The sequence below is a fragment of the Roseovarius azorensis genome, from assembly GCF_900109455.1.
Lineage (GTDB): Bacteria > Pseudomonadota > Alphaproteobacteria > Rhodobacterales > Rhodobacteraceae > Roseovarius > Roseovarius azorensis.
Map to the genome: position 1 here is coordinate 267,007 of NZ_FOAG01000004.1, position 13,735 is coordinate 280,741.

16 protein-coding genes and 1 tRNA gene are annotated in these 13,735 nt (G+C 62.7%); 11 read left to right on the plus strand and 6 right to left on the minus strand.

Annotated elements, in window-relative coordinates:
- Positions 1 to 203 precede the first annotated feature (203 nt).
- The 5 genes from BSG08_RS08440 to BSG08_RS19230 all read left to right on the plus strand — a co-directional run bounded on the left by BSG08_RS08440 (position 204) and on the right by BSG08_RS19230 (position 4,976).
- Positions 204 to 1,268, plus strand: a complete 1,065-nt coding sequence (locus BSG08_RS08440; protein ID WP_093035021.1) for a hemin-degrading factor — start codon at positions 204 to 206, stop codon at positions 1,266 to 1,268.
- Positions 1,265 to 2,164 (plus strand): heme/hemin ABC transporter substrate-binding protein, encoded by a 900-nt coding sequence (locus BSG08_RS08445; protein WP_093035024.1) that lies wholly within the window; start codon positions 1,265 to 1,267, stop codon positions 2,162 to 2,164. Before BSG08_RS08440 ends, BSG08_RS08445 begins: the two co-directional genes overlap by 4 nt.
- Positions 2,145 to 3,215: a FecCD family ABC transporter permease gene (locus BSG08_RS08450; protein WP_093035027.1), complete on the plus strand. Its 1,071-nt coding sequence runs from the start codon at positions 2,145 to 2,147 to the stop codon at positions 3,213 to 3,215. The genes BSG08_RS08445 and BSG08_RS08450 overlap by 20 nt, the downstream gene beginning before the upstream one ends.
- The gene (locus BSG08_RS08455; protein ID WP_093035030.1) at positions 3,215 to 4,006 is read left to right on the plus strand and encodes a heme ABC transporter ATP-binding protein; all 792 of its coding nucleotides are present in this window, start codon (positions 3,215 to 3,217) and stop codon (positions 4,004 to 4,006) included. The genes BSG08_RS08450 and BSG08_RS08455 overlap by 1 nt, the downstream gene beginning before the upstream one ends.
- A gap of 544 nt (positions 4,007 to 4,550) precedes the next feature.
- Positions 4,551 to 4,976 carry a hypothetical protein gene (locus BSG08_RS19230; RefSeq protein ID WP_139274548.1) on the plus strand — a complete coding sequence of 142 codons (426 nt, stop codon included), beginning with the start codon at positions 4,551 to 4,553 and terminating at the stop codon, positions 4,974 to 4,976.
- Here BSG08_RS19230 and BSG08_RS08460 read toward each other — a convergent pair.
- From BSG08_RS08460 to BSG08_RS08475, 4 genes are read right to left on the minus strand one after another with little or no spacing between them, the layout of a single operon-like run.
- On the minus strand, positions 4,906 to 5,214 hold the full coding sequence (locus BSG08_RS08460) for a rhodanese-like domain-containing protein (protein WP_245770633.1): 309 nt from the start codon (positions 5,212 to 5,214) through the stop codon (positions 4,906 to 4,908). The two genes, BSG08_RS19230 and BSG08_RS08460, sit on opposite strands and share 71 nt — an antisense overlap.
- 39 nt (positions 5,215 to 5,253) lie before the next feature.
- Entirely contained in the window at positions 5,254 to 5,718 is a 465-nt protein-coding gene (locus tag BSG08_RS08465) for a CoA-binding protein (protein ID WP_093035032.1), read from the minus strand.
- Between the two features lies 1 nt (position 5,719).
- Positions 5,720 to 6,088, minus strand: a complete 369-nt coding sequence (locus tag BSG08_RS08470) for a 2Fe-2S iron-sulfur cluster-binding protein (protein WP_093035035.1) — start codon at positions 6,086 to 6,088, stop codon at positions 5,720 to 5,722.
- Positions 6,085 to 7,443 (minus strand): selenium-binding family protein, encoded by a 1,359-nt coding sequence (locus tag BSG08_RS08475; protein ID WP_093035038.1) that lies wholly within the window; start codon positions 7,441 to 7,443, stop codon positions 6,085 to 6,087. The genes BSG08_RS08470 and BSG08_RS08475 overlap by 4 nt, the downstream gene beginning before the upstream one ends.
- Before the next feature lie 12 nt (positions 7,444 to 7,455).
- Between BSG08_RS08475 and BSG08_RS08480 the strand changes: the two genes are divergently transcribed.
- The gene (locus BSG08_RS08480; RefSeq protein WP_245770634.1) at positions 7,456 to 8,280 is read left to right on the plus strand and encodes an IclR family transcriptional regulator; all 825 of its coding nucleotides are present in this window, start codon (positions 7,456 to 7,458) and stop codon (positions 8,278 to 8,280) included.
- Between the two features lie 355 nt (positions 8,281 to 8,635).
- Here BSG08_RS08480 and BSG08_RS08485 read toward each other — a convergent pair.
- Positions 8,636 to 8,711, minus strand: a tRNA-Lys gene (locus BSG08_RS08485).
- 108 nt (positions 8,712 to 8,819) lie between these two features.
- On the opposite strand from BSG08_RS08485, the gene dapF reads away from it, so the two are divergent.
- The 4 genes from dapF to BSG08_RS08505 all read left to right on the plus strand — a co-directional run bounded on the left by dapF (position 8,820) and on the right by BSG08_RS08505 (position 12,211).
- The gene (gene dapF, locus BSG08_RS08490; RefSeq protein ID WP_093035043.1) at positions 8,820 to 9,653 is read left to right on the plus strand and encodes a diaminopimelate epimerase; all 834 of its coding nucleotides are present in this window, start codon (positions 8,820 to 8,822) and stop codon (positions 9,651 to 9,653) included.
- Positions 9,650 to 10,909 (plus strand): tRNA (N(6)-L-threonylcarbamoyladenosine(37)-C(2))-methylthiotransferase MtaB, encoded by a 1,260-nt coding sequence (gene mtaB, locus BSG08_RS08495; RefSeq protein WP_093035046.1) that lies wholly within the window; start codon positions 9,650 to 9,652, stop codon positions 10,907 to 10,909. The genes dapF and mtaB overlap by 4 nt, the downstream gene beginning before the upstream one ends.
- 16 nt (positions 10,910 to 10,925) lie before the next feature.
- Positions 10,926 to 11,546: an FMN-binding negative transcriptional regulator gene (locus BSG08_RS08500; protein WP_093035049.1), complete on the plus strand. Its 621-nt coding sequence runs from the start codon at positions 10,926 to 10,928 to the stop codon at positions 11,544 to 11,546.
- Positions 11,547 to 11,608: 62 nt separating this feature from the next.
- A complete protein-coding gene (locus tag BSG08_RS08505) occupies positions 11,609 to 12,211 on the plus strand; it encodes a glutathione S-transferase (protein WP_093035052.1) in 603 nt (200 codons plus the stop codon).
- A gap of 36 nt (positions 12,212 to 12,247) precedes the next feature.
- Here BSG08_RS08505 and BSG08_RS08510 read toward each other — a convergent pair whose 3' ends face one another.
- Complete coding sequence (locus BSG08_RS08510) at positions 12,248 to 12,937, minus strand: outer membrane protein (RefSeq protein WP_093035055.1); 690 nt, start codon at positions 12,935 to 12,937, stop codon at positions 12,248 to 12,250.
- Between the two features lie 228 nt (positions 12,938 to 13,165).
- Between BSG08_RS08510 and petA the strand changes: the two genes are divergently transcribed.
- A complete protein-coding gene (gene petA / locus BSG08_RS08515; protein ID WP_093035058.1) occupies positions 13,166 to 13,726 on the plus strand; it encodes a ubiquinol-cytochrome c reductase iron-sulfur subunit in 561 nt (186 codons plus the stop codon).
- The last annotated feature ends 9 nt before the right edge of the window (positions 13,727 to 13,735 follow it).

Genomic DNA, 13,735 nt, shown 5'->3' on the forward strand with positions numbered 1-13,735 from the left:
CGCTGTGCTTGCGAAGGGCTGGCACGGTTGTTTTTATTGAGTTTTAGTTGCTTGAGCGATCATGTCGCGATCAGTCTTGCATCCCTTATTATTTTATGAGTAAAAGAGTCAAGAATATGATTCACCCGGATGGATCACTTTTCAGCCACGTCAGCGCAGACCGCGCGATGCAGCCAGCCAATTCAGCACAGCATGAGGCAGGCATGGCCAGAACCACCCCCATAACATCCGACGCAATCCGTGCCTTTCAGGCCGACAATCCAAGGATGCGAACCCGCGATCAGGCTGACAGCCTGGGCATCAGCGAGGCACAGCTGGTCGCGGCCTCCTGCGGGCGGGGTGCGACCCGGATTGCGGCCCACCCCGATCAGGTAATGGCCGCCGCGCAAAAGTTGGGCAAGGTGATGGCACTAACCCGCAACGAAAGCTGCGTGCATGAAAAGGTGGGGCGGTATGACAACTATCACACCGGCAAACATGCCGCGATGATCCTGACCGAGGATATCGACCTGCGGATATTCCCCAGTCATTGGCACCACGCCTTCATGGTCGAGGCCGAAACGGAAACCGGACCGCGCCGCAGCCTGCAGGTATTCGATGCCGCAGGCGATGCGGTTCACAAGATTCTCCTGCGCGCGGAGTCCTCGCTTTCGGCGTGGGACGCGCTCCGGCTGTCGCTGGCCGTGCCCGATCAGGCGGATACCCTGGCCGTCGCGCCGCGCACTCCGCCCGAGGCCGCGAAATCCAACCCCGACAAGATCGAGGTGCTGCGCGAGGAATGGCGGCGAATGACTGACACACACCAGTTCCTGCGCCTGACCTCCAAGCTGCGGATGAACCGTCTCGGGGCCTACCGCATCGCGGGCGCACCCTTTGTCCGACCGCTGGTTCCCGAAGCCGTGAATGCGTTGCTGGCGCAACTGGCGCAGGACGGCACAGAAGTGATGGTATTCGTGGGCAATCGCGGCTGCATCCAGATCCATTCGGGACCGATTGTTACGCTCAGGCCGATGGGACCTTGGCAAAACGTGATGGATCCGGGCTTCAATCTGCATCTGCGGCTCGATCATGTGGCCGAGGTCTGGGCCGTGGACAAGCCCACCCAGCGCGGCGCGGCCATATCGGTCGAGGCGTTCGATGCGCAGGGGGCGCTGATCTTTCAGATCTTCGGGCTGGGCAAGGAGGGCCGCGACAGCCGCGCCGCCTTTGGCCGGACCGTGGCCGTGCTGCCGGGACTGCAGGATACCGCAGCAGAGGTGGCGTCATGACCCGGCGCTGGCTGTCACGGCGCGCGGTGCTGGCACAGGCGGGCGCGCTCATGGCTCTCACCGGCGCGGGCATGGCCGGAAATGGCGGGCGCGTGCTTGCCATCGGCGGATCGGTGACCGAAATCGTCTATGCGCTGGGTCAGGGTCACCGCCTGATTGCGCGCGACACCACCTCGACATGGCCGCCCGAGGCCGCGAACCTGCCGGATGTAGGCTATACCCGCGCCCTCAGCCCCGAGGGTGTGCTATCCGTGGCCCCCACCCTCATCCTCGCCATCGAAGGCGCCGGACCGCCCGAAACGGTCGAGGTTCTGCGCCAGTCGGGCGTGAGCTTCGTGACAATTCCCGAGGCGCAAAGCGGCGACGGTATCCTCGAAAAGATCGCTGTTGTGGGCGAAGCTCTTGGCGTGCCGGACAAAGCCGTAACGCTCATCGACAAGACCCGCACCGCGCTGAATGCGGCAACCGCGCAAACCGCAGAGACTGAAGCGTCGGACCGCAAACGCGTACTCTTCATCCTCAGCCTTCAGGGCGGGCGGATTCTCGCCTCGGGACGCGACACGCAGGCGTCGGCGATCATCGAAATGGCGGGCGGCGTCAACGCGGTGACCGAATTCGAAGGCTACAAACAGTTGACCGACGAAGCCATAGCACAGGCCGCGCCGGACGCGATCCTGATGATGGATCGGGGCGGCGATCATACCATCGCCGACGAACACCTCCTTGCCATGCCCGCGATCCGCACAACCCCGGCTGGCCGGAACGAAAAAATCCTGCGGATGCAGGGACTATACCTGCTGGGCTTTGGTCCGCGCACGGCGCAGGCCGCCCTGGATCTCAATGCGGCTCTCTACGGCCAAAACGATGCGGCCACGCATGACACTGACCCAAGCTGAAACACTCGCCCCGCCCCGCGCCCGTGACCGTCGCGCGACCGCGCGGCGCGCCCACTTCTGGCTGACGCTCCTGCTGCTGTGCACCTGCGCCATCAGCCTGGAAACCGGCGCCTCCGGCGTCTCGCTGCTGTCAGCGCTCCGAAGCGGGGTGGCGGGCGAGGCGCCTTTCCAGAGCATCATCCTCTGGGAGGTTCGCCTGCCCCGCGTACTGCTCGGCGTGCTGGTCGGGGCGGCGCTGGCGGTTTCCGGCGCGGTGATGCAGGGCCTGTTTCGCAATCCGCTGGCCGATCCGGGTATCGTCGGAGTCAGCGCCGGGGCCGGGCTGGGCGCGGTGACGGCGATCGTGCTGGGTGGCCTGGTGCCCATCGGGCTGCGCGACAGTCTGGGCATCTACCTGGTGCCGCTCGCGGCCTTTCTCGGTGGCTGGGCCTCGGTCCTGCTGCTCTACGGCGTGGCCACGCGCAGCGGTCGCACATCCGTCGCGACAATGCTTCTGGCGGGGATCGCGCTCGGGGCCCTGTCGGGGGCGGTCTCCGGCCTGCTGATCCATGCCGCCGACGATCAGCAGCTGCGCGATCTGACCTTCTGGGGTCTTGGCTCGCTCGCCGGGGCGACCTGGACCAAGGTAGCGGTCGCCACGCCGATCATCGCCGTGGCGGTGATCGGCGCGACGCTCCTTGGGCGCAGCCTCAACGGCCTGGCCTTCGGCGAGGCAACCGCGCTGCATCTCGGGATCCCCGTGCAGCGGGTCAAAAACCTCGCCATTCTCACCGTGGCCGCTGCGACCGGCGGCGCCGTGGCGGTCTCTGGCGGCATCGGGTTCATCGGCATCGTAGTGCCGCATCTGCTGCGGCTGGCGACCGGACCGGATCACGGCCCCTTGCTCGTCAACTGCGCCCTGCTCGGAGCGAGCCTGCTGCTCGGCGCCGATATCATCAGCCGCCTGATAATCGCCCCTGCCGAATTGCCCATCGGCATCGTCACGGCAGTGCTTGGGGCACCCGTGTTTCTGTGGATCCTGCTCCGGCGACGCGGCCTGATGGACCTGTGATGCTGCGGGCAGATAAGGTTTCGGTCGATATCGGCCGCATGCGCATCCTGAGCGAGATCGACGCCACCGCAGCGCCGGGCGCAGTGACAGCCATCGTCGGGCCCAACGGCTCGGGCAAGACAACGCTCCTGCGCGCCCTGACCGGCGAGATCGCGGCACGGGGAAACCTCACGCTCGACGGCGTCCGCATCTCCCCGCGCAATGCCGCCGCCCTTGCCGTGCGCCGGGGCGTGCTGCCACAGGCCTCACACCTCGCCTTTCCCTTCACCGTCCTCGAGGTGGTACGCATCGGCCACCGCGCCGGTCGCTTCGCCGGCCGGCCTGACCTGCCCCTGCACGCCCTCGACCGGGTGGGCCTGCGCCATATGGCGGACCGATTTTACCAGGATCTCTCGGGCGGCGAACAGCAGCGCGTACAACTGGCCCGGGTTATGGCACAGATCTGGGAGCCGGTCGGACAGGACGGCCCCAACTGGCTGTTTCTGGACGAGCCGGTCTCAAGCCTCGATATCGGGCAACAACTGGCAATCATGAGGCTCGCACGGGATTTCGCCACACGGGGCGGTGGCGTGGTGACGGTGATGCACGATCTCAACCTGACCGCGATGTTCGCCGATAGCGTCATGGTCCTGCACAACGGAAAGGTCGCCGCCACGGGAACGCCCAGGGATGTCCTGACCTCGGCGATCCTCTCTCGCGTCTATGACTGCAATCTGCAGGTCAGCACGCCACCGCCTCACGGCATCGCCTACATCCTGCCGCAGGCGTCAAACGGTACTGCGGCACCCTAACCGGCAATCCGAACCTTTTTAAGCGCAGTTCCTGCGCCATCGACCAGATCACAAAGCAGAGAAACCCATTCTTCGATAATCTTGGATTCTCAGTGGTGAGCCATCGGCCATCAGGCAGGCCAAGCGGCGCGCACCGATCGTTGCGAGCCTTTTTGACCGCTTCTTGGAGGAATATGTCGAGGAGCACTGCAAACCCACCACAGCCCGCGATTAGCGGGGCGGAATTGGTCGATGTGTGCGTCCGTTGACTATACATTACGTAGAAAGTGCCCGGATGGGTTCATGTCCTACGTAACGTTATGTAAGGGGCCAGGAACGCGGGTCAGCCCACTATGTCCTAAAAGAACTGCCGTGGCGGAACGCAACCCCTTATGTAAGGACCCGGGCACGGCACAGTGCTCTTACATATCGTTAACGATGGCAAATCCCGCCCTGCCCGAAACTCCTGCCAATCCGGATTGCTGATGAATGACGACGACATGACAGGGAAAGCTGGCCGAACCGGATCACAAACCGAACCCCTATCCTGACTGACTACAACGGCGTGCAGTTGCATATCAAAGGCCACGGCGGGGCCGGGTATCGTATTCTGGCCAATGGCGGGCCGATGGGCGCGCAATGGGCGTTCAAGAAACCCAACCCGAAAGACCCTTGGGGGATCAGGGTTATTCTCGGTTCGGCCTTTCTCGCGACACTTGGCCTTGGCGCAGCGCGCGCGCATCTGGATATCGTGCTGGAGCGGTTGGGCATCCGCGCCCGCCCCGAGGATATCAGCATTTCCCGCGTCGATTACTGCGTGGATATTCTCGCGCCGCCCGAATTCGTGCTAGATCCCGAGGCGTTCATCATGCATTCCAGCACGCGCCGCCGCGATAACATCGCCAATACCGATATGGCGGTCAGTGGCAAATCGGGCCGCACGACTGTCCACCGGATGCCCAGTAGAAGACGTAGGTCTTGTCCTGATTGAATTCGGGTTTGTGTGCCGGGCTTTCCGGGTCGATATGGAATTCCATCATACCGCGCGACGACTTAACGGCCCCGGCGATGACGCCTGTCTTTGCCTGTTCGGTACCATCGCGCAGGTCGACAAAGACTTGATCGGAAGAGCCGGTTAAGCTCAATGCCTCCATGGCGCTGATTGCAGGCACGGACGCCACCGCCTCTTTCACAATGTGCCTGGAAGTCTTGGTAATGGCCTGCGGCATATTCAGATTCCTTTTCCGGACGGCGTCAGATCGCTCAGATCAAATTTCAAGGTCGAGGCGGGGTTTCCAGAACGGGCGGAACAGCTCGATCTTGGGACAGCGGTTCATCACCACTTTCAGGCCCGCGTCTTGCGCGAGCTTCGCCGCCTGGTCGTCGTAGACACCGATCTGTCCCCAAAGCACTTTCGCACCGATGGCGATCGCCTTTTTCGTGATGGCATAGAGCTCCTCTTTCGGCCGGAAAACCTCGACCATATCGACCGGTCGATCGATTTCTTCGAGCGAATGATACACCGGAATACCCCGGATCTCCGTCAGGTTCGGGTTCGGATTCACCGGGATCATGTCGTATCCTGTCTCGTGCAACACGCGCAGCACCCCATAGCTGAACTTGGTCTTGTCGGCACTTGCCCCGACCATGGCGATGGTCTTGACCGATTTCAGGATGTCAGCGATGTACTGCTGGTCGTAGTCGTAGAGTTCATCAAGCGCGGCTGCTGGCATGTTAACGTTCCTTGGGTGTGGCAATGTCCGCCTTCAACTCATGCGGCTCCAGCGGGTCGAGGAATGGGTTTCGGTAGAGTTTGTCATGGCTTTCGACGCCGATTTCCAAAGTGCAATCTGTAACGGCGCGTGCGACGCAGAGCAGGACGTAGCCATTGTTGATCTGACGATTGTTCAACGCCACCTGGCGGCGCTGGTCAACCTCACCTGCGGTCAGCTTGGCCGCACAGGTAATGCAGCCGCCGTATTTGCAACCGTACGGCAGATCGACGCCCTGCTCGCGCAGACAATCCAGCAACGGGCGGCGGGCCTCGACCTGATAGGTCGCACCGCCGCGGTTGGCAATCGTTATGGTGCGGGTTTTGCTCACAGCCAGATATCGCTCGTACAGTCGCCGCCGGGATAACGGGTTTCGTGGCAGCGGCTCGGGCCATTCGGTTCCCTGCCGAAGTCGACGATGAAATCCTCGTTGATCTTCATGCCGCCGTTTTCGACATCGCAGTCGATCATCAGCATGACACCGCCCTGGGTGCGGATCTCGGGGTAGAACTGGTTGTCCCATGTGCTGAACAGCGAGGTTGTAACATAGAGGCGCCTGCCATCCAGCGAGAGTTGATACATCTGCGGCCCGCCCGCAATCTTGACACCATTGACCTCGGGCGCCTTGCCCAGGAGACCGCCCATATAGACCTGCCCCGTCAGCACAGGGTTGTGCGGATCGCTGATATCGTACTGGCGCATGTCGCCGTGCAGCCAGTTGTTCAGGTAAAGATACTTGTCGTCCATCGACACGAGGATCGCACTCATCACACCCGGAATCGGGATGGGCCATTCGGGGTGCGGCTCGTTCTCAACGTCGATGATTTTTTCCCATTCCCACTTGCCGGCATCGGACTTCCAGAAATGGATCACGTTGGCCGACAGGGCCGCACCGCAAAAGCCGTGGGTGCTGTCAGGGTTATGGTGGAATTTCACTTCCAGCGGGATCAACCCGTCTTCGCCGAGATACATGGTCTCGACCGGTTTGCGCGCCTCGAAATCCCAGATATGCAGGCGGCGACCATATTTCAGGTGCCCCACTTCTTCGAGGTCAAAGCCCGGCATGAACGTGTTGGGCGCCGCCCATTCGGAGGATACCATGACGTTGTGGCGCGGCTGGTACCAGAAATCATAGCTGAACGGGATGTCGCCCATGGTTTCCTCCCAACGGCCCACGATCTCGAAATCCTTGTTGAGATGCAGGTAGCCACCGGGGGCTTCGCCCTGCGCATCGCCGAGGAACGAAATGATGATCTCGGAGCCGAGGCAATGCACGGTGTGGGGGCCGCTTAGGTTGGTCTTCGACTTGATCTCTGCCCCGTCAATCACCTTGTGCAGACGCGGCGCGCGGGGGTCGGTGGCCGTATCGACAACATGGATGTTGTTCGATCGCACACCGGGCACCAGCAGGTACTTACGACTCATCCCTGCGTCATCATGGCACGACGAACAGGCGTTCCACCCCATGTGGTGCAACTCGTCCCCGATGCCCGGCATCTCGAGACGGTGGATGACCTGAGAATATGTCGGGCTGTCGGGATCCACGTCAACGGTCGCCAGATAGTCCGGCTTCTGAATCCCGGTACCCGTGTAGATGGCGATCGTGTAGAGCAGTTTTTCGCGTGGGGCCTTGATGGCCTCGGTCGGGCTTGCATACCCCGGGCCGCAACATGCGCCGTCCATCATCACATTCCTCCCTTGCGGTCACGCCATGTTTCTCGTAATTCGATAAATAGATTCTCACAAGGAAAAAATATGCATCTTGAACGCCTCACACTGATTCTCGAAATCGTTGGCCAGAAGGGCGAGGCCACGGTGACCGAGATTTGCGCCCATTCGGATCTGCCCAAGCCGTCTGCCTACAGGCTTGTGCAGGACTTGGTCAGCGTCGGCCTGCTGGAACCTGTCGGGCGTGGGCAGTTCACGATCGGCACCCGCCTGAAAGGGATTACACACAGCGATAATTCCGACCGCACGCTGCTGGAATTGATCGCGCCAACGCTGAAACAAGCCGCCAAGCAGTTTGGAACCGCGTTTTTCCTGTCGCGGCTGCGCGGGAAATCCGTGGAAATCATTCATGTCGAGACGCCGGACACCGGAGTGTCCTATCTTCATCCGGGATTGGGAAAGCGCCCCCTGCATGCCTGTTCCTGCTCAAAGGCTATTGCTGCCTTTTCGCCGGAGTTGTTTTCGACCGGCGAAATTGAAGGCCGGTTGCGCGCATACACTGAATTCACCCTGACAGACGTGCATGACCTGGAAGCGGAATTCGAGACCATCCGTCAGCGCGGATTTGCGGAATGCGTGGAAGAAATCGAGCGCGGCATGTGCTCGGTCGCAGCCCCCCTTGCGCCAAGCGGGCCGGGGGCCACGTTGTCAATTGGTGCTACCGGATCGGTGCGGGTTTTCACGCCAGAATTCCGCAAAACACTTGGTCCTCAGATCACCCAGATCGCGCGTGAAGTGTCGACACTCTTGGGCTGGGGTATCAAGCAGGATACCAGGATAGAAAGCCTGTCCTGACGCTCCGTTCTGCCTTGGATTGCAACCTCGCACTGAGAGCCCTCGGGTAGTTGCGACGCATTTTCCGAGGCTCTGGGCGGTAGAAAATGGTGCTGGGGTAATGGCGGCATCTTGGTCGAACTGGCCCGCTCCGAGATAAGTTTTCCAAGGCAGGAATTGTATTGCGCGACAAGTGACGATGTGGGGTCAGGCTGCCACTGCTAGGATTGCCCGTCGAATCGGGTGTGGCACGATTGCCGCACTCGACCAGCCCCGATTTCTTGCACCACCTGCTTCCGTATTGCTTCCGGCAAAACCTGAAGGCGAACTGCAATACAAATACCACCGCACAAGCGATTGATATTAAACGAGAAAGTGGTGAGCCGTACAGGATTCGAACCTGTGACCCACTGATTAAAAGTCAGTTGCTCTACCAACTGAGCTAACGGCCCACTAGGGGCGGTATCTAGAAACACCTTGGCGGGGGGTCAACCCCGAAAGTGCAGGATAATTCGGCGAGACGCTGGATTCATTCCGCGCCCGGGTTTATATGCGCGCGGATGAATGATGCGCGCGATACCGGGCTGCCCTTCATGAAGATGCACGGGCTAGGAAACGACTTTGTCGTGCTGGATGCGCGTGCGCGCGACCTGCGCCTTTCGCCCGCCCAGATCACCGGCATCGCGGATCGCCACCGCGGTATCGGCTTCGATCAGCTTGCGGTGATCGAGTGCGGCGCGGGCGATGCCCATCTGACCTTCTACAACGCTGATGGCTCGGTCTCGGCGTCCTGCGGCAATGCCACCCGCTGCATCGCGCGCTATCTGATGGATGAATCGAACCGCCAGAGCCTGCACCTGACCACGGCGCGGGGCGATATCCATGCCGTCGATGCGGGCGGCGGCCTGACCTCGGTGAATATGGGCCAGCCACAACTCGACTGGCAGGACATCCCGCTTGCCGAAGCGGTGGACACGCTGGAACTGCCCATCGAGGGCGGGCCAGTGGCCACCGGCATGGGCAATCCGCATTGCACCTTCTTTGTCGAGGATGCCGAGGCGGTGCCGCTCGAACAATTCGGCCCGCGTTATGAGCATCACCCGCTCTACCCCCAGCGCACCAATGTGCAGGTGGCCAGCGTGATCGGCCCCGACCATATCCGCATGCGTGTGTGGGAGCGAGGCGTGGGGGTGACGCTGGCCTCCGGTTCGTCCTCATGCGCAACGGCGGTGGCGGCGGCGCGCCGGGGGCTTACGGGACGCGAGGTGCGCATCGACCTCGACGGCGGCACAATCCTGATCGACTGGCGCGATGACGGGGTATGGATGACCGGGGCCACGGCGCATGTCGCCAGCGGCACCTTCACGCCCGAATTTCTGGCGTCCCTCCGATGACCGGCGCGCCAAAATTCACCACGCTTGGCTGTCGTCTCAACGCCTATGAGACTGAGGCGATGAAGGAACTGGGTCAGCAGGCGGGGCTGGGCAACGCGGTGGTGATCAACACCTGCGCCGTGACCGCCGAGGCGGTGCGCAAGGCGCGGCAGGAGATCCGGCGTCTGCGGCGCGAGAACCCGCAGGCGCGGCTCATCGTGACCGGCTGCGCGGCGCAGACCGAGCCCCAGACCTTTGCCGCCATGCCCGAGGTGGACGCCGTCATCGGCAACACCGAAAAGATGCAGCCCGAGACATGGGGCCGACTGGCCGCGGATTTCATCGGTACTACCGAACGGGTGCTGGTCGACGACATCATGTCGGTGCGCGAGACCGCGGGCCATCTGATCGACGGCTTCGGCACGCGCAGTCGCGCCTATGTTCAGGTCCAGAACGGCTGTGATCATCGCTGCACCTTCTGCATCATTCCCTACGGGCGCGGCAACTCGCGCAGCGTGCCCGCGGGGGTTGTCGTTGATCAGATCAGGCGGCTGGTGGATACGGGCTATAACGAGGTGGTGTTGACCGGCGTGGACCTGACAAGCTGGGGGGCGGACCTACCCGCAGTGCCGAAACTGGGCGATCTGGTGATGCGCATCCTGCGACTGGTGCCGGATTTGCCGCGCCTGAGGATCAGTTCCATCGATTCCATCGAAGCGGATGAAAATCTCATGCAGGCCATCGCGATCGAACCGCGGCTGATGCCGCATCTGCATCTCAGCCTGCAACATGGCGACGATCTGATTCTCAAGCGGATGAAACGCCGCCACCTGCGGGACGACGCCATCCGATTCACCGAGACGGCGCGGAAACTGCGGCCCGAGATGACCTTTGGCGCCGATATCATCGCGGGCTTTCCCACCGAGACCGAACAGCATTTCGAGAACTCGCTGCGGCTGGTCGAGGAATGTCACCTCACCTGGCTGCATGTGTTTCCCTACTCGCCCCGTCCGGGCACCCCCGCCGCGCGCATGCCGCAGGTGAACGGACGCGCCATCAAGTCCCGCGCCGCACGGCTGCGTGCGGCGGGCGCGGCGCGGGTGGCGATGCATCTCGCCGAACAGCAGGGCCGCAGGCACCGCGTGCTGACGGAGTCTCCCCGCATGGGCCGAACCGAGCAATTCACCGAAGTCATCTTCGGCAGCGACCGCCCCGAGGGACAGATCATCACCGCCACCGTGACGGGCCAGAACGGCATGCAACTCACCGCCACCTGAGCCCGAAAGAACCGCCATGCACCCCAATCCCGCCTTTCGCCAGATATCGCAGGTGCGCAACATCGGCTTCGCGCGCGAGCGAGGTTTCGGGCTGCTTGCCATCGGCACCGACACCGCTCCGCTGATCAGCCATATCCCGTTTCTGTTGTCCGAGGACGGGGATCTTGCGGAATTTCACTTGGTGCGCTCCAATCCCATCGCGCGGATGCTCGCCACGGCCCGTCCCGCCCGCCTTGCCGTGCAGGGACCGCATTCCTACGTGTCGCCCGACTGGTATGGGGTGACGGATCAGGTGCCCACCTGGAACTATGTCGCCGTGCATCTGGTGGGCGAGGTGACGTTGCAGCCCCAGACGGCGATGCGCGACCTGCTCGACCGGCAATCGGCGCATTATGAGAATCGCCTGCTGCCCAAACCACCATGGCTGACCACCAAGATGACCTCCGAGGTGCTCGACCGGCTGATGCGACAGATCGTGCCCTGCGCGATGCGCGTGGATGAGATCTCTGCCACATGGAAGCTGGGCCAGAACAAACCTGACGAGGTGCGCCTGCGCGCCGCCGGACATCTCGCACCGGCGGCGATGGCACAGGAAACGGACCTGCTTGCCGCGCTCATGCGCGATCCCCCGAACTGAGCCACTTTACACCCCTCCCGCGCGCGCCTACCGTCCGGGCCAAACACCAGCAGGAGCGCGCCATGAAACTCATATCCTCTCCCCTCTCCCCCTTTGTCCGCAAGGTCCGCGTGCTCTTGCTCGAAAGCGGCCTTGCCGATCAGGTCGAGGTGGTCGATGTGACCACCACGCCGCTTGCGACCGACGCACAGGCTGCGGCCGCCAACCCGCTGGGCAAGATCCCGGCGCTGATCCGCGATGACGGCCCTGCGATCTATGACAGCCGGGTGATCACCCGCTATCTCGACGCGCGCGCCGGGGCTGGCTTTTACCCCGACAGCCGCCTCTGGGAGGTGCTGACGCTCGAGGCCACCGCCGAGGGCATCATGGAGGCGGCGCTGTCGATGACCTACGAGGCGCGCCTGCGCCCCGAAGAGCTGCGCCATGCCCCCTGGGTCGAGGCGCAATGGGCCAAGGCCGCACGCGCCCTCGATGCGGTCAATGCCCGCTGGATGAGCCACCTTGCCGGGCCGCTCGACATGAGCCATATCGCGATGGGCTGTGCGCTTGGATATCTCGATTTCCGCCACGACGCGCGCGGCTGGCGGCACGGGAATGAGACGCTGGCCGATTGGTATGCAGGCTTTGCCAGCCGCGACAGCATGACGAAAACGGCGCCAGAATGACCGGCGCCGCCCAGGTCACGTAGCTGACCCGAGAGATCAGAAACTGTAGCTGACGCCAAAATTCAGCGCATGGGTGAGCAGTTCAGTCTTGAGGCTGCCGGCGGTCTGGCCGGGAACGGCGGGATCGGCCTTGATCTTGGCATCGTTGTCCGACCAGGTAATCTGGTATTCGCTGAACAGCGCCCATTTGTCGCTCAGATCGAATTTCAAACCCAGAATACCGCGCAACGCGGGGCCGGTCGCCTCGAACCCGAAGGTGCGGTTGCTGGCGCCGGTGACCTTGATGTCGACATGCGGCACCGCGATCCCGATACCCCCACCCGCATAGGGCGTGAATCTGGTCGCCTTGGCAAACGCCCCCGGCCAGCGTTTCATCACGTTGGCGGTGATGATGTTGTGCCCGTCAGTGAATTCCAGCTTGTCCACCCCCAGCGCGGCGCGGTCCGCAGGTTTGGCAATCGCCTTGGCGTGGGTACCCTCGATCCCGAAGCCCAGGTTGTTCCGGGTCCACCACGTCGCACGGCCGCCATAATAGAGCGGATTGTCAAAAGGCTTCACATTCCACTTGATATCACGCCTGACCGGCGCGGCACCCGGCAGGCGCACCGTGTCGGTGCCACTGCTTGCGCTCTGCGTGCCAAGATAAAGGCTGAGCTCCAGCTCCGCAGTGGCGGGGGCCGCCGTCAGCATCAGGGCGGCGGCGGCAATTTTCAGGTGTTTGAGCATATGGCGAGGCCTTTGGGTTCAATTAGGAGGGGATTTGCCCTTGCTTATACCCGTATCTTCGGCTGGACAAGCGCGACAGATGCGCGCTCTGATCACATCTCGGAACAATGCGCACTGGACGCCACGCCCAAGCCCCGCTAAATAGCCGCGCAGGAAGGCTGCGGGGCTGCTGCGGCCTGAACCCCGTATGAGGCCGGTGAGCGGCGCTGATATAATGGAGTAAACCTCGTGTCCCACGCAGAAGATCACGAAGGCACCCGGAGGGATTTCCTCTACTACGCCACAGCTGGCGCCGGTGCCATTGCGACCGGGGCGGCCGTCTGGCCGCTTGTCAACCAGATGAACCCGTCTGCCGACGTTCAGGCGCTTGCCTCGATCCGCGTCGATGTCTCCGGCGTCGAGCCGGGCACACAACTGACGGTGAAATGGCTGGGCAAGCCGGTGTTCATTCGCCGCCGCACCGAGGCCGAGATCGAGGCCGCCCGCGCCGTGGCCGTGACCGACCTGCCCGATCAGAACGCGCAGAACCGCAACGACATGGCGCTCGACGCTTCAGATCAGAACCGCACGCTCGACGAGGCCGGTGAATGGCTGGTGATGATCGGCGTCTGCACGCATCTGGGCTGTGTGCCGATCGGCGACGGCGCGGGCGATTTCGGCGGCTGGTTCTGCCCCTGCCACGGCTCGCACTACGATACGTCAGGCCGAATCCGCAAGGGCCCCGCACCAGAGAACCTCTGGGTGCCGGTCGCCGAATTCGCTGACGAAACAACGATCATACTGGGATAAGGAAACGCG